This is a genomic window from Gordonia sp. NPDC003376, from assembly GCF_053589235.1.
Genome location: NZ_JBSFRM010000003.1, coordinates 362,905 through 387,968 on the forward strand (window position 1 = coordinate 362,905; position 25,064 = coordinate 387,968).

General features: G+C 67.3%; 22 protein-coding genes and 2 tRNA genes. 13 read left to right on the forward strand and 11 right to left on the reverse strand.

The window, feature by feature from the left end; all coding sequences use genetic code 11:
* Nucleotides 1–60 precede the first annotated feature (60 nt).
* The 3 genes from ACWDUA_RS05605 (at nt 61) to ACWDUA_RS05615 (ending at nt 2,671) form a co-directional block, all read left to right on the forward strand.
* The gene (locus ACWDUA_RS05605) at nt 61–969 is read left to right on the forward strand and encodes an ACP S-malonyltransferase (protein WP_449750009.1); all 909 of its coding nucleotides are present in this window, start codon (nt 61–63) and stop codon (nt 967–969) included.
* A 128-nt stretch (nt 970–1,097) separates the two neighbouring features.
* A complete protein-coding gene (gene acpM / locus ACWDUA_RS05610) occupies nt 1,098–1,403 on the forward strand; it encodes a meromycolate extension acyl carrier protein AcpM (protein ID WP_059034900.1) in 306 nt (101 codons plus the stop codon).
* Nucleotides 1,400–2,671, forward strand: a complete 1,272-nt coding sequence (locus ACWDUA_RS05615) for a KasA/KasB family beta-ketoacyl-ACP synthase (RefSeq protein WP_449750010.1) — start codon at nt 1,400–1,402, stop codon at nt 2,669–2,671. The genes acpM and ACWDUA_RS05615 overlap by 4 nt, the downstream gene beginning before the upstream one ends.
* 111 nt (nt 2,672–2,782) lie before the next feature.
* On the opposite strand, the gene ACWDUA_RS05620 is transcribed toward ACWDUA_RS05615, so the two are convergent.
* The 5 genes from ACWDUA_RS05620 to ACWDUA_RS05640 all read right to left on the reverse strand — a co-directional run bounded on the left by ACWDUA_RS05620 (nt 2,783) and on the right by ACWDUA_RS05640 (nt 8,308).
* The gene (locus ACWDUA_RS05620) at nt 2,783–3,301 is read right to left on the reverse strand and encodes a DUF3145 domain-containing protein (RefSeq protein WP_053777543.1); all 519 of its coding nucleotides are present in this window, start codon (nt 3,299–3,301) and stop codon (nt 2,783–2,785) included.
* 237 nt (nt 3,302–3,538) lie between these two features.
* Nucleotides 3,539–4,366, reverse strand: coding sequence for a serine hydrolase domain-containing protein (locus tag ACWDUA_RS05625; protein ID WP_449750011.1), 828 nt, complete (start codon nt 4,364–4,366; stop codon nt 3,539–3,541).
* A gap of 40 nt (nt 4,367–4,406) precedes the next feature.
* On the reverse strand, nt 4,407–5,537 hold the full coding sequence (locus tag ACWDUA_RS05630; RefSeq protein ID WP_449750012.1) for an NDMA-dependent alcohol dehydrogenase: 1,131 nt from the start codon (nt 5,535–5,537) through the stop codon (nt 4,407–4,409).
* Between the two features lie 221 nt (nt 5,538–5,758).
* On the reverse strand, nt 5,759–7,363 hold the full coding sequence (gene fadD5, locus ACWDUA_RS05635; RefSeq protein ID WP_449750013.1) for a fatty-acid--CoA ligase FadD5: 1,605 nt from the start codon (nt 7,361–7,363) through the stop codon (nt 5,759–5,761).
* A 105-nt stretch (nt 7,364–7,468) separates the two neighbouring features.
* Nucleotides 7,469–8,308, reverse strand: a complete 840-nt coding sequence (locus tag ACWDUA_RS05640; protein ID WP_449750014.1) for an enoyl-CoA hydratase-related protein — start codon at nt 8,306–8,308, stop codon at nt 7,469–7,471.
* Nucleotides 8,309–8,476: 168 nt separating this feature from the next.
* Between ACWDUA_RS05640 and ACWDUA_RS05645 the strand changes: the two genes are divergently transcribed.
* Nucleotides 8,477–9,691, forward strand: a complete 1,215-nt coding sequence (locus tag ACWDUA_RS05645; protein WP_449750015.1) for a TetR/AcrR family transcriptional regulator — start codon at nt 8,477–8,479, stop codon at nt 9,689–9,691.
* Between the two features lie 15 nt (nt 9,692–9,706).
* Here the strand turns inward: ACWDUA_RS05645 and ACWDUA_RS05650 are convergent, their stop codons facing one another.
* Nucleotides 9,707–10,435 carry a hypothetical protein gene (locus tag ACWDUA_RS05650; protein WP_449750016.1) on the reverse strand — a complete coding sequence of 243 codons (729 nt, stop codon included), beginning with the start codon at nt 10,433–10,435 and terminating at the stop codon, nt 9,707–9,709.
* A 356-nt stretch (nt 10,436–10,791) separates the two neighbouring features.
* Here ACWDUA_RS05650 and ACWDUA_RS05655 point away from each other — a divergent pair, with 356 nt between their 5' ends.
* A complete protein-coding gene (locus ACWDUA_RS05655; protein ID WP_449750017.1) occupies nt 10,792–11,532 on the forward strand; it encodes a GntR family transcriptional regulator in 741 nt (246 codons plus the stop codon).
* A gap of 388 nt (nt 11,533–11,920) precedes the next feature.
* Here the strand turns inward: ACWDUA_RS05655 and ACWDUA_RS05660 are convergent, their stop codons facing one another.
* Nucleotides 11,921–12,346: a pyridoxamine 5'-phosphate oxidase family protein gene (locus tag ACWDUA_RS05660; RefSeq protein WP_449750018.1), complete on the reverse strand. Its 426-nt coding sequence runs from the start codon at nt 12,344–12,346 to the stop codon at nt 11,921–11,923.
* A 137-nt stretch (nt 12,347–12,483) separates the two neighbouring features.
* On the opposite strand from ACWDUA_RS05660, the gene ACWDUA_RS05665 reads away from it, so the two are divergent.
* From ACWDUA_RS05665 to efeO, 4 genes are all read left to right on the forward strand, one after another.
* Complete coding sequence (locus ACWDUA_RS05665; RefSeq protein ID WP_449750019.1) at nt 12,484–13,029, forward strand: hypothetical protein; 546 nt, start codon at nt 12,484–12,486, stop codon at nt 13,027–13,029.
* Nucleotides 13,030–13,285: 256 nt separating this feature from the next.
* Nucleotides 13,286–14,602, forward strand: coding sequence for an iron uptake transporter deferrochelatase/peroxidase subunit (gene efeB / locus ACWDUA_RS05670; protein WP_449750020.1), 1,317 nt, complete (start codon nt 13,286–13,288; stop codon nt 14,600–14,602).
* 125 nt (nt 14,603–14,727) lie between these two features.
* A complete protein-coding gene (efeU, locus tag ACWDUA_RS05675) occupies nt 14,728–15,624 on the forward strand; it encodes an iron uptake transporter permease EfeU (RefSeq protein ID WP_449750021.1) in 897 nt (298 codons plus the stop codon).
* Nucleotides 15,625–15,639: 15 nt separating this feature from the next.
* Nucleotides 15,640–16,845: an iron uptake system protein EfeO gene (gene efeO / locus ACWDUA_RS05680; RefSeq protein ID WP_449750022.1), complete on the forward strand. Its 1,206-nt coding sequence runs from the start codon at nt 15,640–15,642 to the stop codon at nt 16,843–16,845.
* 178 nt (nt 16,846–17,023) lie between these two features.
* On the opposite strand, the gene ACWDUA_RS05685 is transcribed toward efeO, so the two are convergent.
* Together ACWDUA_RS05685 and ACWDUA_RS05690 are read right to left on the reverse strand one after the other, a co-directional pair.
* Nucleotides 17,024–17,099 (reverse strand) — tRNA-Asn (locus ACWDUA_RS05685).
* Between the two features lie 167 nt (nt 17,100–17,266).
* Nucleotides 17,267–17,340: transfer RNA gene (locus ACWDUA_RS05690), tRNA-Ile, on the reverse strand.
* Nucleotides 17,341–17,853: 513 nt separating this feature from the next.
* On the opposite strand from ACWDUA_RS05690, the gene ACWDUA_RS05695 reads away from it, so the two are divergent.
* The 3 genes from ACWDUA_RS05695 (at nt 17,854) to ACWDUA_RS05705 (ending at nt 19,166) form a co-directional block, all read left to right on the forward strand.
* Nucleotides 17,854–18,273: a TA system antitoxin ParD family protein gene (locus tag ACWDUA_RS05695; protein WP_449750023.1), complete on the forward strand. Its 420-nt coding sequence runs from the start codon at nt 17,854–17,856 to the stop codon at nt 18,271–18,273.
* Nucleotides 18,270–18,869: an AAA family ATPase gene (locus tag ACWDUA_RS05700; protein ID WP_449750024.1), complete on the forward strand. Its 600-nt coding sequence runs from the start codon at nt 18,270–18,272 to the stop codon at nt 18,867–18,869. The genes ACWDUA_RS05695 and ACWDUA_RS05700 overlap by 4 nt, the downstream gene beginning before the upstream one ends.
* Nucleotides 18,870–18,998: 129 nt before the next feature.
* A complete protein-coding gene (locus ACWDUA_RS05705) occupies nt 18,999–19,166 on the forward strand; it encodes a hypothetical protein (RefSeq protein WP_449750025.1) in 168 nt (55 codons plus the stop codon).
* Nucleotides 19,167–19,184: 18 nt separating this feature from the next.
* Here the strand turns inward: ACWDUA_RS05705 and dnaG are convergent, their stop codons facing one another.
* Nucleotides 19,185–21,098, reverse strand: a complete 1,914-nt coding sequence (gene dnaG, locus ACWDUA_RS05710; RefSeq protein WP_449750026.1) for a DNA primase — start codon at nt 21,096–21,098, stop codon at nt 19,185–19,187.
* Between the two features lie 169 nt (nt 21,099–21,267).
* Here dnaG and ACWDUA_RS05715 point away from each other — a divergent pair, with 169 nt between their 5' ends.
* Entirely contained in the window at nt 21,268–23,565 is a 2,298-nt protein-coding gene (locus tag ACWDUA_RS05715) for a glycoside hydrolase family 3 C-terminal domain-containing protein (RefSeq protein ID WP_449750027.1), read from the forward strand.
* Here the strand turns inward: ACWDUA_RS05715 and ACWDUA_RS05720 are convergent.
* Nucleotides 23,496–24,668, reverse strand: a complete 1,173-nt coding sequence (locus ACWDUA_RS05720; protein WP_449750028.1) for an aminotransferase-like domain-containing protein — start codon at nt 24,666–24,668, stop codon at nt 23,496–23,498. The genes ACWDUA_RS05715 and ACWDUA_RS05720 overlap by 70 nt on opposite strands.
* Nucleotides 24,669–25,064: the final 396 nt, after the last annotated feature.

Genomic DNA, 25,064 nt, shown 5'->3' on the forward strand with positions numbered 1-25,064 from the left:
CGGTGAGGTTCATTGACCTCCACACCCACTTTTCGGGCCCGGAGGGTGTTCTCTGGTCACGTGCTTTCGATGCTCGCGCCCGGACAGGGCTCACAGACCCCCGGCATGCTGACGCCTTGGCTGGAACTGCCCGGCGTCCGTGATCAGCTCGAGTTGTGGTCGAAGCTCACCCGGCTCGACCTGATCCGGCTGGGTACCACCGCCACCGCCGAGGAGATCACCGACACCGCGGTCACCCAGCCGCTGGTCGTCGCGACCGCTCTTCTCGCCTACGACGAGTACCGCAAGCGGGGCGAGCTGCCCGCCGACGCGGTCGTCGCGGGCCACTCGGTGGGTGAGTTGGCCGCCGCCGCCATCACCGAGGTGATCAGCGCCGACGAGGCCGTCGCCCTGGCCGCCATCCGCGGCGCCGAGATGGCCAAGGCGTGCGCCCAGGAGGCCACCACCATGGCAGCGGTGCTCGGTGGCGACGAGGCCGAGGTCCTCGCACGCCTCGACGAGCTCGCGCTGGTCCCGGCCAATCGCAACGCCGTCGGCCAGATCGTCGCCGCGGGTCCGGTTGCCGCCATCGACGAGCTGGTCGCCAACCCGCCGGAGAAGGCCCGCACCCGCAAGCTCGCGGTGGCCGGCGCCTTCCACACCCGCTACATGGCCCCCGCGCAGGACGCGGTCGCAGCCGCAGCAGCCAAGATCACGCCCGGCACCCCCACCCGCACGCTGCTGTCGAACTCCGACGGGCGTCCGGTCGCCGACGGCGCCGAGGCGCTGTCGAAGCTGGTCACCCAGGTCACCAGCCCGGTCCGGTGGGACCTGTGCTCGGCGCACATGCGCGAGGCGGGCGTCGCCGCGATCGTCGAGCTGCCGCCGGCCGGTGCGCTGGCCGGGATCGCCAAGCGAGAGCTGAAGGGCACCCCCACGGTGGCCTGGAAGACCCCGAACGACCTCGAGAAGGTCATCGAACTTGGATAGCGGTCGCGGCCCGTCCGCGACCCCCGGAAGTCCGGCCACCGGCCGGATGTCCAAGCGGACCTGAGCGCCCCGGCGCCCCACCCGCTCCGGAGAACCACCCAACTGAATCGGAAGAAGGGAACCACCCAGTGGCTGCCACCCAGGAACAACTCATTGCCGGTATCGCCGAGATCATCGAAGAGGTCACCGGCATCGAGCCGTCCGAGGTGACGATGGACAAGTCGTTCGTCGACGACCTCGACATCGACTCGCTGTCGATGGTCGAGATCGCCGTGCAGACCGAGGACAAGTACGGCGTGAAGATCCCGGACGAGGATCTCGCCGGCCTGCGCACCGTCGGTGACGCGGTGAACTACATCCAGAAGCTCGAGGCAGAGAACCCCGAGGCCGCTGCCGCCATCAAGGCGCAGATCGAGGCAGATCAGAACTCGTGAGCTCGCCGTCCCTCCGCGAATACTCCACGCTGGGCGGGAACTTCCCGAGCGTGGTGGTCACCTCCATGGTCGCGACCACCTCCCTCGGCGTCGATCTCGACTCGACCTGGCAGGGGCTGCTCGACGGTAAGACGGGCATCCGCGAGCTGACCGACGACTTCGTCACCAAGTACGGCGAGTTGCCGTGCCGTGTCGGTGGTCGTCTCCTGGCCGACCCCGCCGAGGAGGTCACCCGCGTCGAGGCACGTCGGATGGCCTACGTCGAACGAATCGCGCACGTCATGAGCAAGCGCCTGTGGGCGCATGCGGGCGAGCCCGAGGTCGACCCGGACCGCCTCGCGGTGGTCCTGGGCACCGGCCAGGGCGGCGGCGACGCGATGATCGACGCGGTCAAGGCGATGGAGTCCTCCGGCAACTACCGGAAGGTCTCCCCGCTGGCCGTCTCGATGGCCATGCCCAACGGTCCGGCCGCGGTGGTCGGGCTCAACATCGGCGCGCGCGCCGGTGTGATCACGCCGGTCTCGGCGTGCTCGTCGGGTGCCGAGGCCATCGCCCACGCGTGGCGGCACATCGTCATGGGTGACGCCGACATGGTCGTCACCGGCGGCGTCGAGGGGCACATCGATGCGATTCCGATCGCGGCGTTCTCCATGATGCGGGCGATGAGCACACGCAACGACGATCCGGCAGCCGCCTCGCGTCCGTTCGACAAGGATCGGGACGGCTTCGTGTTCGGCGAGGCGGCAGCGATGCTGATCCTCGAGCGCGAGGAGCACGCCGTTGCACGTGGCGCACACATCCACGCCCGCGTGCTCGGTGCCGGTATCACCTCCGACGGCTTCCACCTGGTCGCCCCGGACCCCAGTGGTCAGGGCAACGCACGGGCCATGACCCGCGCGCTCCAGACGGCCGGCCTGACGAAGAACGACATCACCCACGTCAACGCACATGCCACCTCGACCCCCATCGGCGACACCGCCGAGGCCGTCGGGATCAAGGCTGCGATCGGTGACCACGCCGCGGTGTACGCACCGAAGTCGGCGCTGGGCCACTCGATCGGTGCGGTCGGCGCACTGGAGTCGGTTCTGACCATCAAGGCGGTGGAGGAGAGCATCATCCCCGCCACGCTGAACCTGGAGAACCAGGATCCGGAGTGCGAGATCGACGTCGTGCACGGAGAGCCGCGCCGCGGGCAGATCGACTACGCGATCAACAACTCGTTCGGTTTCGGCGGTCACAACGTGGCGCTCGCCTTCGGGCGCTACTGACCCGCGGTCGGACGACACAGCATACAAACGCAGAACACACCGACAAGGGCACCGCGATCGCGGTGCCCTTGTCGGCGTGTGGTGTCGCCGGCGCGGCGCGATACGCGGTGCTCAGCCCACGCGCTGCTGCAGCCAGGTGGCCTCGGCGCCATAGCCGCCCATCCGATAGTCCTCCAGCGCGGTGTCCCAGGCGGTGCCCAGCACGGCCTCGATCTCGGCGGCCAGCCCGGCACTGTCGGGCTGCGAGTCCAGCATCGCGCGCAGTTGGGCCTCCCCCACGATCACGTCGCCGTTGGCGCCCATCGATCCGCGCCACAAGCCCAGCCCGGGCACATAGCAGAATCGTTCGCCGTCGACGCCGTCACTGGCGTTCTCGGTGACCTCGAAGCGCAGCCCGGACCACTCGCGCAGCGCGTTGACCAGCCGGGCCGCGGTACCGACCGGGCCGGTCCAGTCCACCGTGGCACGCTGCATCCCCGGTTCGGCGTCCTGCGCCGACCACTTGAGATTCGCTCGCGCGTTCAGGGTCGACGACAGAGCCCACTCCACATGTGGGCACAGCGCCACCGGCGCCGAGTGGATGTACACCACTCCCGTTGTCACGTCCGCAAACTGGTTCAGATTGCGCACCTTTTCACCTCCGGTTGTCGACGAGGAACGTCTTCCCCAACACACCTCGGGACACCGGATATCACATACGTTGGTTCGATTGTGCCTGACGATGCACGTGTTGCGCCAGTTTCTTGTGTCAATTTCTGTCATCCGATGAGATAACAGTGATTCACGATGCTCCAGAGATCCGGCCCGGTGGACGCCCCTGCCGACGCTTCCCGCGACGTCCCCGCCCTCGTGTCCCCGCCGGGGTGGCTACCGCCTCGTGGCGAGCTCGGCGACCACGCTGTCATTGAAACCCGCCCACAGGGTTTTGGCCCAGGGGCCGAATCGGCGGTCGGTGAGCACCACACAGGCGGCACCCAGTTCCGGGTCCACCCAGAGGAACGTGCCGGCCTGGCCGAAGTGCCCGAAGGTCGACGGCGAGTTGGTGGTGCCGGTCCAGTGCGGTGACTTGCGGCCCCGGATCTCGAACCCGAGGCCCCAGTCGTTGGGTCGATGCTTGCCGTAGCCGGGGACGAATCCGTCCAGTCCCGGGAAGTTGACCGTCGTCGCGCGGGCCGCGAGGTCGGCCGAGAGGATGGTCGGCGCGAGCAGTTCGGCGGCGAAGGCGGCGAGGTCGCGGACGGTGGAGACCGCGCCGTGCCCGGCCGGACCCTCGAGCGCCGTACCGGTCAGTTCCAGGGGCTCACACACGGCCCCGGCGAGGTAGTCGGGGAAGGCGATGTCGGCGGCCTGCTCGACGGTCTCGGCGACGACCTCGAATCCGGCGCTGGAGTAGATGCGCGCGGTGCCGACCGGCGCCTCGACGTCGCGGGTGGCGAAGGCGAGCCCGGATGCGTGGGCGAGTAGGTGGGCGACGGTCGACCCGGGCGGACCGGCGGGGTCGTCGAGGTCGATCGCCCCTTCTTCAACCGCAACCAGAACCGCCTCGGCCACCAGCAGTTTGGTGACCGAGGCGAGTTGGTATCGACGGTCGACGTCACCGTGGACGGTGATGTCACCGGCGGCGGTGATCACCGCCCCGGCGGCATTCTCCACGGGCCAGTCGTCGAGGGCAGCAAGCGCAGACACCCCGGCCACATTACGCGTCGATGGCAGGCGTCCGCCGAATCCGGGCCGCTCAGCGATCCGCGTCGGTGTAGCGGATGACCCCGCGAATGTTCTTGCCGTCCAGCATGTCCTGGTAGCCCTCGTTGATCTGGTCGAGGCGGTACCGGCGGGTGATCATGTCGGCGATGTTGAGCTTGCCGATCTTGTACATCGACAGCAGCTTGGGGATGTCGAGTTTGGGGTTGGCGCCGCCGAAGATGGTGCCCTGTAGGTTCTTCTGCAGCAGGGTGAGCATCGCCAGGTTCAGGGTCACGTCGCTCTCGAGCATGTTTCCCATGCCGGTCAGCACGCAGGTGCCGCCCTTGGCGGTGATCCCCATCCAGGTGTCGACGTCGCTGCCGTGGACCTCGCCGACGGTGACGATCACCTTGTGCGCCATATGTCCGTGGGTCACCTCCGCGATCGTCATCGCAGCCTCGGCGACCGACGCGAAGGCATGTGTCGCACCGAATTTCAGGGCCTGCTCCCGCTTCCATTCGACCGGGTCGATGGCGAAGACGTTTCGGGCCCCGGCGATCACCGCGCCCTGTAGCGCCGCGGTGCCCACCCCGCCGACGCCGACGATCGCCACGTCCTCACCCGGACGGACGTCGCCGCTGCGGGTGGACGAACCGTATCCGGTCGGGATGCCGCAGCCACACAGGGCGGCGACCTCGAACGGGATGTCGTTGTCGATCTTCACCGCCGACGCCTCGTGCACCACCATGTACGGCGAGAAGGTACCCAGCAGCGTCATCGGGTACACGTTCTCACCAGCCGCGGTGTGAATTCGGAAGGTGTTGTCGGAGACGGCCTCTCCCTGCAGCAACATGGCACCCATGTCACACAGGTTGGCCATCCCCGACTTACACGACGGACATTTGCCACAGGACGGGATGAACGACAGCACGACGTGGTCGCCGACCTCGAAGTCGGTGACGCCCTCGCCGATCTCCTCGACCACACCGGCACCCTCGTGGCCACCGAGGATCGGGAAACCACCCATCGGGATACCGCCGGTCATCAGGTGATGGTCGGAGTGGCACATGCCCGCCGCTTCCATCCGGATCTTGATCTCGTGCGCCTTGGGGTCGCCGATCTCGATCTCTTCGATCTGCCACGGCTTGTTGAGTTCGCGCAGCAGCGCGCCCTTGGTCTTCACCTGAATCCTCCACTCATGACCGGCCGTCGTGTCCCCACCGGTTGGTTAAGTGAACGTGACCCCTGTCACGCCCCATCAAAATTGTAACGTGTTCCAGTTCCGGGTCCAGTAGCTCGACCAAACATCTTCGGACAGATGTCTCAGAAGACGCCAGAAGCCCCGAGCGACCGCGGTTGCGGTCGGTCGGGGCCTGCGGTCCCGGTCGGATCCGACGCCGACGCTCAGTTGGCGAGACCCGCGTCCTTGCTGCCGTAGTCGGCACGCAGGGACGGCTTGACAACCTTGCCACCGGCGTTGCGCGGCAGCTCATCGATGATGACGAGGTCCTTCGGGTGCTTGAACCGGGCGAGGTTCTCGTTCAGGTAGGGCTCAAGTTCTCCGAGGGTCAGGTCCTCGACTCCCGCGGCCAGGACGACCACCGCAACCGGCACCTCGCCCCACTTCTCGTGTGCGCGCCCGATCACCGCGGCCTCGGCGATCTTCTCGTGGCCGAACAGGACGTTCTCGACCTCGGCGCAGTAGATGTTCTCTCCGCCGGAGATGATCATGTCCTTTGCACGGTCGACGACGTAGAGGAAGCCCTCCTCGTCCTGGCGCACCAGGTCGCCGGAGTGGAACCAGCCGCCGGCGAAGGCATCGGCGGTGCCCTGCGGGTTCTGCCAGTAGCCCTTCATCATGTTGGGGCCACGGTAGACGATCTCACCGATCTCACCCGGGGTCACGTCGTTCATCTCCGGGTCCACCACGCGGGCGGTCACGGCCGGGACGACCTTGCCGATCGATCCGAGCTTGCGCAGCGCGTCCTTGCCCTCGAGCACACAGGTGATCGGCGACATCTCGGTCTGGCCGAAGACCGCGACGTTCAACGCGTCCGGGAAGGTCTCGCTCATCGCGCGCAGCACGGTATCCGACGCCGGGGCCGCGCCCCAACTGATCACCCGCAGATCGAGCGTGCGCGGCTTCGCCTGCTGCGCAGCACACACCGCCTGCCACTGGGCGGGCACGAGGAAGATCGACGTGGTGCCCTCACGCTCGAGGGTGTCGAGCATGTCGTCGGGATCGAATGCCCCGAGCGGGTGGATCACCGACAACGCACCCATGGAGAACAGCGGGGTCATCGCACCGAGACCGGCGATGTGGAACATCGGCGCGACACACGACGCCACATCATCGGTCCGGGTGTTCAGTGCCTGCATACAGGTGACGCCCTGCGCCTGCAGATTCTGGTGGGTCAGCATGGCGCCCTTGGGTTTTCCTGTGGTCCCCGAGGTGTACATGATGAGCGAGACGGTGTCCTCGGGGATGTCGACATCCGCGAGATCCGACGCATCCTCGGCGACCAGCGCCTCGTACGCCAGGTGTCCCTCGCCGACGGTGTCCCCGACGACGATCGTGTGGTCGATCGCACCGGTCGACGCGGCGACGGCGTCGGCCAGCGGGGCGAGCAGGGTCTCGGTGACGATCACCTTGGCGCCGCTGTCGGCGACCAGGAATGCGACCTCCGCCGGGCTCATCCGGATGTTCACCGGCACCGCGATCGCGCCGATCAGGTTGGCGCCGATGACCGCCTCGACGTATTCGCTGCGGTTGAGCATCAGCAGCAGGATGCGGTCACCGAACTGCACGCCGCGCCGCGACAGCGCGGCGGCGAAGGCCCGCGACCGGTCGTCGAGTTGCTTCCAGGTGGTCACCGTACCGAGGAACTTCAGCGCCGGACCGTCCGGGTTCATGAACGCATGCCGACGGATCTGGTTGTTCCAGTGGTTCCGACGCGAACGCAGCGGTTCGGTGGTGAGGTCGTTGGGATTGTCGAGTGTCGCGGTCATCGGCAGGATCTCCTTGGTCGTCGGGTCGGACGTGCGGTCGGGTGATGCGGGATTGTGTGCTCGGGGTCACGTTCTCGACGGTGATGAGGGGTGGCGCGGCATCGGTCAGCGGCGACCGGTGAAAGCGGTCAGCGCAGCGCGGAACTCGTCGGATTGCAGCAGTTCGGCCTGCCCGGCGAGCTCCCGCTCGAGAGCGGCGTCCATACCGGCCATGGTGTGGGCGTCGACGGCCGCCTTGGTCAGCCGCAGCGCCGCCGGCGAGGTGACGGCGAGCTTGGCGGCGACGGCCTCGACCTTCGCGTCGAGCGCCTCCCGGCCGGCGAGGGTCTCGGTGATCAGCCCGGCATCGAAAGCCGCTCGTGCGTGCAGCTTCTCGCCGAGCATCGCCAGGGCATTGGCGCGAGCCCGGCCGACCGATGCGGCCACCGACATCGTCGCCCCTCCGTCGGGCATGAGGCCGATGTTGATGAACGCGAGCAGGAAGTACGAACGTTCGGTGGCATACACGAGGTCCGAGGCGAAGGCCAGCGAGGCCCCGATCCCCGCCGCGGCACCGTCCACCGACGCCACCACCGGGACCGGCACCGCACGCACCGCACGGGCGAGATCGGTTCCGGCGGAGATGATCCCTCGCGCCGATTCCGCACTGAGTCCGTCGAGCCCGCCACCGTGTGCGATCGAGACGACGTCGGCGCCGGTGCTGAAGCTGCCCCCCGCACCGTCGATCACGATCACCCGCACCGCGGGATCCGACGACCACGCGGCCAGACGTTCCCTGAATGTGCGGGTGGCGGCGGTGTCGAGCGCATTCATCCGCTCCGGACGCGAGATGGTCAGGCGCGCGACACCACGCCGGTCGACCGTCGCCACGATCCCGTTGACGGCTTCGGCATTCGCGTTGTCGCTGACATCGATGTTGGCGGTCACTGCTCCCCTGACTCCCATGAGACGGCACGGCACCCTCGGCGCCATGTCCAATTCGTACCACACTGAGACCCAGATCACGAGAATATTGATTTACTTAGCTCCCGCACAATACCCTCTGTACAGCGATTTCCCGAAGATGTCCGATCTGGCCACCAGGGAACACTCCTTCCGACTAAGGTGATCGGGGTGACCGCCCGCAACGATCTGTCCACCTCCGGCGGCCGACCCCGACGCAGCCGCTCCACGGGCGTTCGGCGCCGGCCCGCCGATCGTCGGCAGCAGATCCTCGACGCCGCCGCCCGCGCGTTCAGCGAGGGCGGCTACCACGCGGTCCGGCTCGACCAGATCGCCGACGATGCCGGGATCTCCGCCGCGGCGCTGTACCGGCATTTCCCCAACAAGTACGCCCTGTTCTGCGAGACCACCGCAGGCCTCGCCGAACGATTGGCGGTGGCGATCGCCGGCGTCGAGTCCGATCAGCCCGATCCTCGGACCGAGTTGTCGGAGTTGCTCGCGACGATCGCCACGACCGCGATCGACAACCGGCGCACCGGCGGCCTGTACCGATGGGAGTCACAGTATCTGGATCGTTCGGATGCCGAGCCGGTCCGCTCGGTGGTGATCACCCAGCACCGGCGGATGCGCACCCAACTCATCCGGATTCGGCCCGAATTGTCCCGTGCCGATGCCGATCTCATCACCTCGGCGATGACGAGCGTGGTGGCCAGCCCGGCCACCCACCGGGCGTCGCTGCCGGCACGAGAGGCACAGACCCTGCTGCGGGACACGGCATTGGGCCTGGTCGACGTCGAGCTCGCCGAACCATGTCCCGCACCCCCGGCACACGCGGGTCTCGCGCCGTCGGCCAAGCGGGAGATGATTCTCGCCGAGTCGATCTCACTGTTCGCCGCCCGCGGCTTCCACGACGTGACGATCGAGGAGATCGGCGCCGCGTCGGGTGTCCCGGCATCGGGGGTGTATCGCCACTTCAGCGGCAAGGCGGCGATCCTGGAGGCCGCGTTCTGGCGTGCCTCCGACCGCACCACCGCCTGCATCACCGATGCCCTCGCCGCGTCCTCCACACCGCGCGAGGCGATCGTCGAGCTGGTCCGCCGCTACGTCGAGGTGTGGTGTGGCAACCGGGATCTGATCATGGTGTACGCCTCGGAGATCGGGCACCTGGAACCCGATCGCCGGACCGCGTTGCGCCGACAGCAACGCATCAACGTCGAGGAGTGGACCACCTGGGTGGTGCGCAGCCGCCCCGAACTCGGTGCGGCCCGGGCCCGGTACCTGGTGCACGCCGCTTTGGCCGCGATCTCGGATCTGGTCCGTCTGGGTCGCTCGTCAGAGCCGAACCGGATCGACCCACTGGCCCAGCGAATCCTGCTGGGCGCCTGACCTTCTCACTCCCGCTCACACCGTCGACAGGTCGTCCAGCCGCCATTCGCCGTCACGCTTGGCCAGAGTGAGCTGCACCCGCGATTGATACGGAATCCCGTCGGGCACCTGCTTCCCGATCTCCGGCGAGGTGACCGTCTGGTCGAGGGCGACGAGCACCACGGCCTTGTCCGGCGTCATCGACACGATCCCGGCGTGCTCGGCGACCGCGCTGGACGTCCCCTTCGCCTGAGTGTTTCCGGCACGCGCATCCCGCGACGAGGCGATGTAGGTGCGGGCGAAGTCCGGCGTGGCCATCTCCCGGATCCGGCGATCGAGATCGGCATAGTTCGCCGAGTCGTAGGTGGTCAGCGCCACCGCATATCGTTCGGCGGTGTCGAGCGCCGAGCGGCGCGCGGCGTCGTCGGGTGTGGCCGCCACAGTCGACCGGGCGTCGTGAAGAGCGACGGCGAGGACAGCGGTCGAGACGGCCAGCGCCACCACGGCCACGATCAGGCCGCCGACGAGCACGAACAGCCGCCAACTGCCCGCGATCCTCGGACGACTCCACCGAGACCGCCTGGCGGGACCGGTGATCTTGCCGGGCACACGGTCATCCGCCGGGTCCGCTGCCGTACCGCGGCGTGCCTTGCGGGCGGCCTTGCGCGCCGCCTCGTCGCGGTGACGTTCCCGGTTGCGCCGGTTGGCGGCGAGGAAGTCGTCCCCATCGAGTGGCGTGACGTCGCCCCCGGACTTCTCGCCCACCCTCCGGCTCTCATCCGCTTCCGTGTCCTCGTCCACAGGAGCGTCCTCGTCCACAGGAGCGTTCTCGTCGAGGACCGGCCCATTCTCCGTGATCGGTGTGGTCCTCGGACGCGCCGACGAGGGCGCTGACTTCGGCATGGCCACCAATGTAGCGGCCCCGGATGTGTCGCCGATCACCAACCATAGTATTTGATATATGTGCACCTCTGTCGCGTCCTGGTGTCGGTGTCCCGCCGCTCGCCCGCATTACGGGGACGCATGCGTAGCCCGCCTGACTCACTCGACCCGATCGATGCCATACAGATGATGGGCGGTTACCGATGGTGCGATCATCCCGACGGTCTACGGTGACACCAATGAAATCCAGCGCGACATCACCGGAACGGCCTTCGGGATCCGACAGCTCGGTGACGCGCACGAATGGACCCCGGGGTCGGTCTCGCCTTCGGCGACGCCCCCAGCTGTCCGAGGAGGTCGCCGCCCAGCTGCGACACCTGATCATGACCGCGGACTTCCGGCCCGGCGAGTTCATCCGGCTCGACGACACTGCGGAGCGCCTGGGCGTGAGTGTCACCCCGGTCCGCGAGGCCCTGTTGACGCTGCGGGGTGAGGGCATGGTGAGCCTGGAACCGCATCGCGGTTACATGGTGTCGGAGCTCGATCGGATCGACGTCGACGATCTGTTCTGGTTACAGGGCGAGATCGCGATCAAACTCGCGCTGCGGACTGCCGAGGTGATCACCGCCGAGCAGCTCGACGAGCTCGCCTGGTGCAACCAGAAGCTGCGCGCCGCGGTGACCAGCGGCGACACCACGGCGGTCACCGATGCGGAGTTCGAATTCCACCGTCAGCACAACCTGATCGCCGCGGGAAAGAAGCTGGCATGGTTCCTGTTGTCGGCGACGCGCTACACACCCCCACAGCTCTACGCCACCGATCCAGAGTGGGGCGAGGTCGCGGTGGACAGCCACGACAGATTGATCGCGGCATACCGTACCGGGGATCTCGACGCCGTGATCGTCCAGACCCGCCGACAGTTCACCGACGGCGCCACCCGTCTCGTCAAACATCTTGAACAGACCGGCATCTGGGACTGACCAGGCCGAGCGACCGGCCCAGAGCCCGAGAACTTCGAGAATCCGCATGCGTCGGGTCCACTGTCGTCCCAACCAGAGAGTAGCAGTCGATGATTGAGCCGACGAGAAGCCCAGCGACGAGGCGAGTCGAAACCTCCAACCACCGACCCCGCCCCAATCGACAAGCAGCAGTCGATGGTTGAGCCGACAAGGAGCGCAGCGACGAGGCGAGTCGAAACCTCCGCCGCCCGATCTCGGCAACGCAACCACATCTGATGTCACCCCAATCAACAAGCAACAGTCGATGATTGAGCCGACGAGAAGCCCAACGACGAGGCGAGTCGAAGCCGACGTTCGACCCGAGCGCACGGGGAAGCGTCAGATATCGCTTACCCGAACGCTTCTGACGTCAGACGCGACCCATGTCCGCGCCCAGCCAGCGTTCGAGTCGAACGGTGACACGAACTTGTTCGGATAGTCCGGACGACGCCGAGGAGACGTACCCGCCGACCGCCTCGGCCGGCAGGTAGCGATTGGCCATCGCCGAGAGGTCGGCGAGCGTGGCGGGCGTCGTCGAGACCACGGTTCCGGACGCCGACACGTATCTGATGCTGGGCGACCATCGTTCGACCATCATCGTGCACGTGCCTGCCGCCTCGAGTAGTGCCATCTTGTGCGATTTCGCGCCGGTGAGGAACCAGAGGTCGCCACCGGGGCTGTAGTCATACCAGATCGGGATCAGCAGCGGTGCCTCGTTCGGGCCTGCCGCAATCGAGAGTGCACCGACGTGGGGCTCGGCCAGAAACGCTTGTCGTTCGTCTGTGCTCAGTGCCATGAGCCGAGGGTAGGCGCGTCGGTCGACGTCTGCTTCGACGTTCGCCGAGATCTCCATCAGGTGACGGATGATGTCCCCATGGGGTTGGCGACGACCGTTCCAGGTGAAGCGACATCGCCCCGGCGAGGAGCACGACGATGATCCACCCCGAACACTCGTCACACCACCGTCGACGCACTCTGTGGGTGCTCGGGGTGGTGGCATTTCTGCTCCTCGCGGCGCTCACCGTCGCGATCGTCTACGTCACCACCACGCCCACCCGCATCGAGCGTGGTGCAGGACCGGCAGCAACTGTGACCATGTCCGCCGACACCACCGCAGGAAAGAACACTCCTGGCGGCACTCCCCCGCCGGACACATCGACACAGCCCCCGGTCCCTGCGCCGACGGACACCGTCACCGAGACCGCGACGCGCGAGTTCCAGAGCGGTTCGGTTGTCGCCGAGGGGAGCCCGTGTTTCGAAACGGAGGCCCGCTCGTTCGGCACCGCCGCCGACGGCACAAGCCTTGTGTGCATCTACGTGGGAGCCGGCGGCGGGTACAGATGGGTGCAGCATGCCGAGGACGACGGCTCGGTGCACAACATCGGCGATCCGTGCGACAGCAGCGTCGACAGGGTTGCGCGCGATCCGGAGGGACGGGCGATCATGTGCGGTGGTGACACCTGGGTGGCGGGCCCGTGATTCCGGGCGATGAACCGGATTCCCGGACGTGGAGCGTAACGAGTGCCACGCCGCGTTGTCGGCGAGGCGACACTCTGCGGTGAACATCGTCGTTGTCACGGACTCGCACCCGCTCACAATCCCTGCAGGGGCGTCGTGACCATTCTCATCAATTAAGCATCCCCTAAGCTTTGTTAGGTCAGCGTTACCTCATGACCGTGATGTTCGATGCTGATTCCCGCCGGCCTGGCGCCTGCGCGATGACCCGGTTACCGCGGTGAATGACGAGGCGGCCCCGGACGCACTTAACGGCACTCGAGCACCGAGGTTCTCCCGACGCGCACTGCTCGGTGCGGCCGCGGGTGCCGGTGTAGCCGGAATCGCCGCCGGCGTCGCCGCCGTAGAAGTCGCCGGCGCCACCACCGGGCAGCCCGCATCGCAGGTGATCGCCTTCCGCGGCGACCGCCAGGCCGGGATCATCACCGCAGCCCAAGACCGGTTGCACTTCGCCGCCTTCGACGTGGTCACCACCGATCGTTCGCAACTGGTCGCCCTGCTCCGGCAGTGGACGGCGGCAGCCGAGCGGATGACCCGCGGCGAGGAGACCTTCGAGAACGGTGCGGTCGGGCTCAGCGACTACCGTCCCCCCACCGACACCGGCGAGGCACTCGGGCTGGCCGCGTCGTCGCTGACGCTGACGATCGGATTCGGCCCCGGCCTGTTCGGCCCAGACGCCGAGAACCCCACTCGGCCCGACCGTTTCGATCTCGCCGCACATCGTCCTGCCGCGCTCGCCGCGTTGCCGGTGTTCCCACTCGACGAGCTCGAACCGGCCCGCTCGGGTGGTGACATCTGCATCCAGGCATGCGCCGACGATCCACAGGTCGCAGTGCACGCGATCCGCAATCTCGCCCGGATGGGTTTCGGTGTGGTCAGTGTGCGCTGGTCGCAGCTGGGCTTCGGCCGGACGTCGAGTACCTCCGTCGACCAACAGACACCACGAAACATGTTCGGCTTCAAGGACGGCACCGCCAATCTGAAGGCAGAGGAACCCGAGCAGCTCGACAGATGGGTGTGGGTCCGGCCCGCCGACAATCCCCCGGCCGCCCAATGGATGACCGGTGGTAGCTACCTGGTGGCCCGGCGGATCCGGATGCACATCGAACGATGGGATCGTGCATCGCTGTTCGAGCAGGAGCGGGTGATCGGCCGGTCCAAGGGAGAAGGTGCACCGCTCGGACAGTCCGGCGAGTTCGATGCCCCCAACTTCGATCTCGCCAACGGTCGGAGCCCGGTGATCGCCCGCGACGCTCACGTGCGACTCGCCCACGCCGACAATCTCGACGGCGTCAAGATCCTGCGCCGCGGATACAACTTCACCGACGGCAGTGACGGTTTCGGCCACCTCGATGCCGGACTGTTCTTCATCGCGTTCTGCCGCGACCCTGCGGGTCAGTTCGTCCCCATGCAGCAGGCGCTCGCCGCGAAGGACGCCCTCGGTGAGTACACCACTCACAACGGTTCGGCCCTGTTCGCCTGCCCACCCGGTGTCGCACCGGGCCACTGGTGGGGACAGGGCCTGTTCGAGTCCTGAACACGCGCTCCGTCTTCCGCCGGCGCCGGTGAGTCCACAGGACTTTCCACCGCAAGATTTCTCGACCACACGATTTCCCACCCACATGACTTCCCAGCGAGACCTCGAAAGGAATGCCACCGGCGATGATACTTGCCAGTCCATCCATCCCTGCCCAGTTGTTCGGCAGCGGATTGATCGGTGTCCGTGAGGGTTTGGAAACCGGGATCGTCGTGATGGTCCTGATCGCATTCCTGGTGAAGTCCGATCGCCGCGATGCGGTGACATGGATCTGGCTCGGTGTGGCCGGGGCGGTGGCCATGGTCGTCGCGATCTTCCTGATCATCCATTTCGGCACGTCGACGGTGAGTACCCTGACCGCCGAGCTGATCGCCGGATTGGCGTCGTTACTCGCCGTCGCCATCGTCACCTTCATGGTCCTGTGGATGAGCCAGGCCTCCGCGCACATCTCGTCGGATCTCGCGGCGGGAATGTCGACAGCGCTGCTGAGCGGCGGGTGGGCCGTCGCCGGAATGGCCTTCCTGGCCGTCGGGCGTGAGGGTTTCGAGACCGCGTTGCTCATGGTCGGCTACGCCGAGAGCGTCTCCGGTGGACTGTGGCCGCTGCTGGGTCTGCTCCTCGGCGTACTCGTCGCCGTCGGCCTGACGGTGCTGCTCTATCGCGGCGCGGTTCGGCTGAACTTCCACACGTTCTTCCTGTACACCGGTGTCTTCCTGATCTTCGTCGCCGCAGGCATCCTCGGCTACGGCGTGCACGCACTGCAGACCGTCGGGTGGCTGCCCGGCGGTGCGAACCTCGCCTTCGACATCTCCGCCCACTACGACCAGTCGTCCTGGTACGGCACGCTGCTCGCCGGGATCTTCAACTTCCGCGCAGATCCCACCGTCGCGCAGGTCGTGGCGTGGTGCCTCTACGTGGTCATCGTGCTCACGTTGTTCCTCCGCGCGAATCGAGTTCGGCCGGCAGCCCGGCCGACCGATGCGTCGTCGCCAACCCCGGCAACTCCCGATGCCGGTATCTGAAAGGAATACACAAAGGTGAACAAGAGAATCACCGTCCCGGCACTGCTGTTCACTGTGGCAGCGCCGGTTGTCCTTGCGGGCTGCACCGCGAAGCAGAGTGACGACGGTGCCATCGCGGTCATGTCGACCAATGACGCCTGCGATGTGGCCACCACCGAGGCCATAACCGGTCTGATCGACTTCACGGTCACCAACAACGGCTCGAAGATCACCGAGTTCTATCTCTACGGTCAGAACAACCGCGTGCTCGGCGAGGTCGAGAACATCGGACCGGGCCTGTCGGGGAACCTGACGGTGGAGGTCGTCGACCCGGGGACCTACACGGTCGCGTGTAAGCCCGGCATGGTCGGCACCGGAATCCGGAAAGAGATCACCGTCACCGGTGAGAAGAAGGAGAAGTCGCGGGCGCCGGCCGACGTCGACGCGGCCAAGGGACGCTACCTCGACTACGTCCGCGGTCAGGTCAACGGTCTGGCCGCCCAGACCGAGATCTTCGTCAACCATGTGAAGGCCGGCGACCTCGACGCCGCCCGGGCACAGTTCGGTCAGGTCCGCACCTTCTACGAGCGGGTCGAGCCGGTCACCGAGTCCTTCCCGGATCTCGATCCCGCGATCGACATGCGGTGGGACGACACCGGCGACGGCGCCGACCCGTTCACCGGCTTCCACCGCATCGAGCGCTACCTGTGGCCCCCGCAGCCGCAGGAGATCGGCGACGGTGAGGGTCAGATCGCCCCGGCCGACGCCGCCAATGCCAAGACCGAGGACACCGCGGCCAACATCGAGAAGATCGCCGACGACCTGCTGGCCAACGTCAACAAACTGAAGGAGGAAGTGAACAAGCCCGACTTCACCTTCGAGGACCGGCAGTTCGTCCAGGGGCCTCAGGCGCTGATCGACGAGATCGCCGCCACCAAGGTGGGTGGCGAAGAGGATCGCTACTCGCACACCGACCTCTGGGACTTCGCCGCCAACGTCGATGGTGCCGAGACGCTGATCGCCGACATGCAGCCGATCATCTCCGCGAAGAACCCGGAACTGATGAACAAGATCACCGCGCAGTTCGCCGACGTGCGCACCGCGATCAACCGGTTCCGCGGGGGTGACGGCTACGTCTCCTACACCGAGGTGAACGCCGAGCAGCGAAAGTCGCTGTCGGACAAGATCGACGCCCTGTCCGCCACTCTGTCCGAGGTGCCCGGCATCGTCCTGGGATCCTGATCTGAAAGCGATCACCGCGGATAGCCCTGGTGATCGCCCGAGATCCTGCACCGCTGTCCGACCTCATGGGCTGGGCGCCCCGGCTCGCGAACCGTGTCGCCGACTGCAGGCCGACAGGACGTGTACATCGGAACGTGAAAGGCCCCGTCACCGCATCCCTGCGGTGACGGGGCCTTCATGGCTCCCCCAACTGGACTCGAACCAGTAACCGTTCGATTAACAGTCGAATGCTCTGCCAATTGAGCTATGGGGGATTGCTTGGCTGCTCCGGCGGGGCCCTTGTGGGGCATCACCCGAACGAGAATGAACTTTAGCGCAACGTTCGCGACAACTACAAAACGGCTGCTCAAGACCATTATTCTCGAACCCTTCAACAACACGGCCCGGTCTCGTGTCACTCGACACGAGACCGGGCCAGGCGTAGGGAGTGCGGGGCTTGAACCCGCGACCAATCGATTATGAGTCGACGGCTCTAACCAACTGAGCTAACTCCCCGTGCGGCGACAACACTATCGCAGCGCCCCTAGCCGCGACCAAGGTCCCGACCTCGCCGCCGGAGGTCCCGATATCGCCCAAACCACTCCCCACCCACCGGCGGCGCGCGTAGCGTCCCTCGCATGGACGCAATGTGGGTTGTGCCGCTCGTGGCACTGGTTTCGAGCGTGATCATCGGATGGGGTTTCGCCGTCGGAATCCCCGGCAACAAGGACTGACGCAGAACACCACACCCGGCCCGACGCCTCGCGTCGGGCCGGGTGTGGTGTTCTGCCCCAGACGATTCCGCCGCGCCGCGACCACCGGACGCGATACCGGCCGTCGAACTCTCCACGGCGCCGGGGCGAACCGGTGCGTGGGCGACCAGCAGTTCGTCGAGAATCCGCAGTTCGTCGAGAATCCGCATGGCCGGGCCCGGCTCGCCTCACGTACGGTCCGGACCGCGACACCAAACGGCGCGTAGCACTCTGTTACGCTCGATGATGTAGCACACTGCAACACGCGGAGGCGGCCATGACGACGAACAAGGCGACCACGAACAAGGCGACGACGAACAAGGCGACGGCGGACAAGGTCACCCGGTTCTCGGCAGCACTCGTCGACGCTGCGGGCGCCGAGGGCGCCCGTGAGCACCGCTCGGCCCGCCAGCAACTCGAACACTGGGCCCGCGTCGGCCGCGGCGTGTCGGTACGCACCAGCGCCGCGCGCCGCCGGGTCGAGGCAGCGCTGGCCGGCACGCTGCCGATCACCGATCTCACCGAAGAAGAGACCGTCGTCTTCGACTCCGAGATCGACGCCCTCCTCGAGGAGCGTCTCGACCAGACCGACCTCGTCGCCGAACGCAGCGCCGCCGGATTCGCGTCGGTCGCCGTCGACGATGCCGGACGCATGGTCGAGTACCGTCCCGACGGCAGCATCGTCGTCCTGGAGTGAGTGCCCGACTCGACCTGGTCGTCGGCTGCAACGGGGCGGGCAAGACCACCCTCGTCGAGCATCACCTCCTCCCCCTGTTGCACACACCATTCGTGAACGCCGACGAGATCGCCCGTCGCCGTTGGCCTTCCGACGCCGAGGCGCACTCCTACGACGCTGCCCGGATCGCCGCGCGCACGCGCGACACCCTGATCGGACTCCAACGCTCGTTCATCGCCGAGACGGTCTTCTCGCACCCGTCGAAACTCGACCTCATCGATGACGCACACGAGCACGGATTCCGGGTGGTGCTGCATGTGGTCATGGTCCCCGAGGAGTACGCGGTCCACCGCGTCCGCCTACGCGTCGACAGCGGCGGCCATTCGGTGCCGGAGGACAAGATCCGCGCCCGCTACGCCAGGGTGTGGCCCCTCGTCGTGACCGCGATCGGGCGGTGCGAGCAGGCGACCGTCTACGACAACCATGCCCGACGCACCCGGATCGTCGCCCGATTCGCCGACAGCACACCGACACTCACCCCGGACTGGCCCGCATGGACACCCGAACCGCTGCGCACCGCGTGGCCCGCGGCCTCGACACCCGATCACGACCTGTGATCTTCACCTCGCCGATCACCCGGAGTGAAACGGTGCGCTCACTGCCCGTTCGGACAGGTATCGACCCATACTTTTCTGCATCTCATCCGCCGGACACCACCGGGGATCAAATCAGTCGAGGGGGCAACCATGAGCATCAACGCAGACCACATCTGGGGACGTCCACGCCCGGTTCCCGACCGGTGCGACGGCCCGCACACCTATGCCGGCGGCTGCAAGTACAACGCCGAGGATCCGCACCGCCCGTTGTTCCCGCCGGAACTACGGCCGGGCATCCGCAACGCGACCGCCGCCTGAGCAGGCCGGCCGATCGACTCAGCCCGCGGTGGCGCTCGGGTCGACGGCCTGCTCGAGCAGGCTGCGACGGTAGGCCTCGAGCGCAACGAGATCACCGAAGACTGCGTTGTAGGCGTCCGGATCGTCGCTGGGTGCCATCCGCCGCAAGCGCGACTTGATGTCGGCGATCTGCGATCCCACCCACACCTCCTGCAACCGGGCCAGGACGCTGTTGATGTAGCGCGGGATGTTGTCCTCGGTCACCGGGATCGGTTCGACGGCGAGCTCGGTGACCAGCGACGACAACACCAGGTCATCGACCTCATGGTTGACCGCGTCCACCCACTGTGCGCCGCCCATCCCCGACGACGTACCACCCAGATCGGCCATCGCCTGGCGCAACCGCGCATACGCGTGGTCGGTGAAGCACTCCTCGGGCAACGAGTCGAAGACCGTTCCGGCGATCGCCGGATACTGCAGAGCACCCTTGAGCGCCTCGCGCTGCACCCACAGACGTGGGTCGTCGGACCGCGGGTGCCCGATGTCGGGGTCCTTTGTCGCCTCGGGGCGGTCACGGCGCATCGGCCGGCCCCGACCACGACTGCGTCCGGTGGCACGGGCGAACCGGGCGCCTTCCTCACGCACCCGCGCGAGCACCTGGCCCACCTCTTCCCAGCCGACCCAGCCGGCGAGCTGACGGGCGTACTCGTCGCGCAGCGCGACGTCCTTGATCCGCGACACCACCGGCACCGCCTCGCGCAGCGCGTGGACGCGGCCCTCGGCGGTGTCGAGGTCGTACTCGGCGATGATCGTCTTGATCGCGAACTCGAACATCGGCACGCGCCGGGCGATCAGGTCGCGGACGGCGGTGTCGCCGCGTTCCTGGCGTAGTTCACACGGGTCCATACCGTCCGGGGCGATCGCCACATAGGTCTGGCCGGCGATCGACTGCTCACCTTCGAAAGCCTTGAGCGCAGCCGCTTTTCCGGCGTCGTCACCGTCGAAGGTGTAGATCACCTCACCGCGGAAGTACGAGTCGTCCATCATCAGCCGCCGAACGAGCGCCAGGTGGTCTTCACCGAAGGCGGTACCGCAGGACGCGACGGCGGTGGTGACCCCGGCCAGGTGCATCGCCATGACGTCGGTGTAGCCCTCGACGATCACCACCTGATGTCCACGGGCGATGTTCTTCTTGGCCACATCCAGCCCGAAGAGCACCTGAGACTTCTTGTACAGCATGGTCTCCGGCGTGTTCATGTACTTGCCGAGGGTGTCGTCGTCGAACAGCTTGCGCGCCCCGAAGCCGATGATGTCGCCGCCGAGGTTGCGGATCGGCCACAGGAGTCGACGGTGGAACCGGTCGATCGGCCCCTTGCGTCCCTGCTTGGACAGGCCGGCCGCCTCGAGTTCGGCGAACTCGAACCCCTGCGAGAGCAGGTGCTTGGTCATCACGTCCCAGCCGGCGGGTGCATATCCGCACCCGAATGCGGCGGCCGCAGCGGCGTCGAAGTTCCGCTCGGTCAGATAGTCGCGGGCGGTCTTGGCGTCGGGGGTCTGCAGCTGCTCGACGTAGAACTTGTGGGCCGCGGCATTCGCCGCGGCGAGCCGGGCGCGCGTGCCGCGGTCACGTTGGACGCTCGGGCCGCCGCCCTCGTAGTGGATCTGGTAGCCGATGCGGTCGGCCAGCTGCTCGACGGCCTCGACGAAGCCGACGTGCTCCTGCTTCTGCAAGAAGCTGTAGACGTCGCCGCCCTCACCGCAGCCGAAGCAGTGGAAGTGACCGTGGAGGGGCCGGACGTGGAACGACGGGGTCTTTTCGTCGTGGAAGGGACACAGGCCCTTGAGACGGTCGGGTCCGGCCTGTTTCAGGGCGACATAGTCGCCGATGATCTCCTCGATCCGCGTCTGGTCACGGATTGCCGTGATATCGCGATCGGGGATTCGGCCTGCCACTTCGACCAGTGTAGTGATGCGGCCGGGCGGCGGCCGATCGGCGCCACATGATTGTGGACAACCGGACATTTCACTCGCCTGGTCACCCGGTGCGACTACCGTCGGAACCCGGGCCGGGAGTCATCCGTCGACACGCGCCGGCCGACCCTCGCACAGCAAGGAGCTCACCGTGACCCGGGCCGCCGAGACCGACTTCCCCACCGCTGATTCGCTGTCCATCGCCGACCAGGCCCGCCTGACCAGTGGCCGCGACTTCTGGACCACCGAGCCCGTCGACGGGTTGCCGTCGATCATGCTCACCGACGGCCCGCACGGCCTGCGCAAGCAGGAGGGGGCCGCCGATCATCTCGGCCTGTCGGGGAGCGTCCCGGCGACCTGTTTCCCGCCGGCGGTGGGGCTGGCCCAGACCTGGAACCCCGCGCTCGCCGAGCGGATCGGCGCCGCACTGGGCGCCGAGGCCCGCGCCGCCGGGGTGTCGGTGGTGCTCGGCCCCGGCGTCAACCTCAAGCGGTCCCCGCTCGGCGGACGCAATTTCGAATACTTCTCCGAGGACCCGTACCTGGCCGGTGTCCTGGGCACCGGGTGGGTGCGCGGCATCCAGGGGCAGGGCGTGGGGGCGTCGCTCAAGCACTTCGCGGCCAACAATCAGGAGTCCGACCGGATGCGGGTCAGCTCCGACATCGACGAACGCACCCTGCACGAGCTGTACCTGCGGGCGTTCCGCCGGATCGTGCGGGATGCGCAGCCGTGGACGCTGATGTGCGCCTACAACCGGATCAACGGCATCTATGCATCGCAGAACCGGGAGCTGCTCACCACCATCCTGCGCGAGGACTGGGGCTTCGAGGGCCTGGTCGTCAGCGACTGGGGCGCGGTGGCAGATCGGGTCGCATCGATCGCCGCCGGACTGGATCTGACGATGCCCTCCCCCGGCACCGACTCCGACGAGGCAGTGGCGGCGGCCGTCGCCGCCGGCGCCCTCGACCCGGCGGCGCTCGCGACGTCGGCCGGCCGGCTGATCGACCTGGTCGCACGCACCGCGTCGGGTCGCGAGGACGCCCCGGCCATCGCCGATCTCGACGCCCACCACGCCCTGGCACGCGAGGCCGCCGAACAGGCGATCGTGTTGTTGCGCAACGACGGTGATGTACTGCCACTCTCGGACGAGTCCGGGTCGGTCGCGGTGATCGGGTACTTCGCCGAGGATCTGCGGTATCAGGGTGGCGGGTCGTCGCATGTCAACGCCACCAAGGTGGAGGCCCCGCTCGACGAGCTGTGTATGTTCGCACCCGGCGAGCTGGTCTTCGCGCAGGGCTACACCGTCGACGGCTCGGGCGACGCCGACGAGCTGCGCGAGTCGGCGGTCTTCCACGCCCGTCAGGCCGACTCGGTGGTCCTGTTCCTCGGCCTCGGTGAGCGACAGGAGTCCGAGGGCTTCGACCGCACCGACATCGAGCTCCCCGCCGATCAGCTCGCCCTCGCCGATGCCGTCGTCGCGGCCAATCCGAACACCGTCGTCGTCCTCTCACACGGCGGTGCGTTGCGCCTGGCCCCGCTCACCGCACCGGCGATCCTCGATTGCGGGTTGCTCGGCCAGGCCGGGGGTTCGGCGATCGCGGCGACCCTGTTCGGGAAGGTCAATCCGTCCGGCCGCCTCGCCGAAACCCTGCCGGTGCGGCTCGCCGACACCCCGGCGTTCCTGTCGTTCCCCGGCGAGCACGGACATGTCGTCTACGGCGAGGGCATCCACGTGGGGTACCGCTGGTACGACGCCCGCGATCTCGAGGTGGAGTTCCCCTTCGGACACGGCTTGTCCTACACCGAGTTCGAGTACCGCGACCTGGTGGTCACCACCTCCGACGACGGACTCACCGTGGACCTCACCGTCACCAACCTCGGCCCGTACGACGGCCGTGAGGTGGTGCAGGTCTACGTCGGCGTCGACGGTTCGGCGGTGGCGCGCGCCCCGCGCGAGCTCAAGGGCTTCGCGTCGGTGGATCTCGGTGTCGGGCAGTCGCAGCAGATCTGCCTGACCATCTCGCGAGATGACCTGGCGTACTGGGACATCCGCGTGCACGACTTCGTGGTCGAGGACGGCACGTACCGGGTTGAGGTCGGGGCGTCGAGCCGTGACATCCGCCTGACCGACACCGTCGGCGTCGACGGTGACGAGCTGTCGATCCCACTCACCCTGGAATCGACGATCGCCGAGGTGATGGCCACCCCGGCGGGTGCGCAGGCACTCGGCGATCTGGCCGGACAGATGTTCGGCGACGCCGTGGGTGGCGATGCCCTCGGCGTCGACCTGGGTGCCCTGCTGGGGTCGATCCCGATCGGGCGTCTGGCCGACTTCTCCGGAGGAGCCTTCCCGGGCGCCCTGATCCAGCAGTTGCTGGATCAGGCCAACAGTGCCGCCGAGAGCCGCCGCACCGCCTCGGACAGTTCGTCAGGGGTCAGCGCCGAGTAGCTCAGGCGCAGACAGTCACCGAGATCCGCACGCACCCCGAAGGCGGAGCCGGGCACATAGGCGACCCCGGCATCGAGAGCGTCGGCCAGCAACGCCGACGTGTCGGTGCCGGGAATCCTTGCCCAGCAGAACATTCCACCCTCGGGACGGGTGAACTCGATGCGGCTCCCGAACTCTCGGGTCAGCGCGTCGGCCAACGTCGTCGCGCGAACCCGGTAGGCGTCCCGGATGCGCGCGATGTGCGTCTCGAGCCAGGCGCCGTCGTCGAGGAGTTCGGCGACGACCAGCTGGCTGAAGGTCGATCCGCACAGGTCGGCGCCCTGCCGCAGCAGCTCGACCATCGCGATGATCTCGGGTGGTCCGCTCATCCAGCCGACCCGCAGGGCAGGTGCCAGGATCTTCGACGCCGATCCCAACCGCACCACGCGCTCCCCGTACGCGGCGATCGTCGCGACATCGTCACCGGTGAATCGGAGGCGCCCGTAGGGATCGTCCTCTACCACGACGAAACCGTAGTGGTCGGCGAGGCGAGCCAATTCGATCCGCGTCTCGGTGGTCGCGGTGACCCCGGCCGGATTGTGGAAGTTGCTGACGGTGTGCACGATCCGTGGCCGTGCGCCGCCCTCCAGCATGTGGCGGAGAGCATCGACATCCATGCCGGCGGGGGTGATCGGCAGGGCCACGACGTCGGCGCGCACCCACTGGAAGACCTGGAGCGCGCCGACATACACCGGGTCGTCCACCACAACCATCTCGCCCGGGTTCACCAGGGCGTGCGCCAGCAGGAACAGAGCCTGTTGCGACCCGTGGGTCAGCAGCACGCGCCGCGGTTGTGTCACGTCGTCGTAGCGGGCCACGGCCTCACGGCATTCGTGGACGCCCGCGCTGACGGTGTACTGCAAAGACGCAGAGTCGGCACTGATGCGGGCCGCACATCGCGAGATACGGTCGGCGGGGATCAGATTCGTGGCAGGCAACCCACCGGCCAGGCTCAGCACATGCGGCTGCTCGGTGAGCTTCAACAGGTCGCGGATCGCCGACCCACGGACATTGGCCAGGGCATGCGAGGGCACGTAATCATTAGACAGCGCAAGGGAACTCATGCGCGAAACTCCAGACAACAAAGTGGGCCGACAACAGGACGAGGGTGATGAGAGTGGTCACCTGATCACACGCGGCAGGGTGCGTCGCCCATCCAGGTTAACTCTCACCTTCCGAAATTTGGAATCGACATCCCATAGTGTGAGAGGGGAGACATCTTCGCGAAGCACCAGTCGCCAGGCCCATCGATGATTGAGCCGGGACCGAGCATCGCGAGGACCCGAGTCGAAATCCGGCCAGACGAGAATGTCCACACCCACCTCCGAGGCGGTCACCACCTGAGCTCGGCCGACCGAGGTTTCGACACGCCTCGTCGCTCCGCTCCTCAGCGGCTCAACCACCAACGCCCGGTCGATGATTGAGCCGGGACCGAGCATCGCGAGGACCCGAGTCGAAAT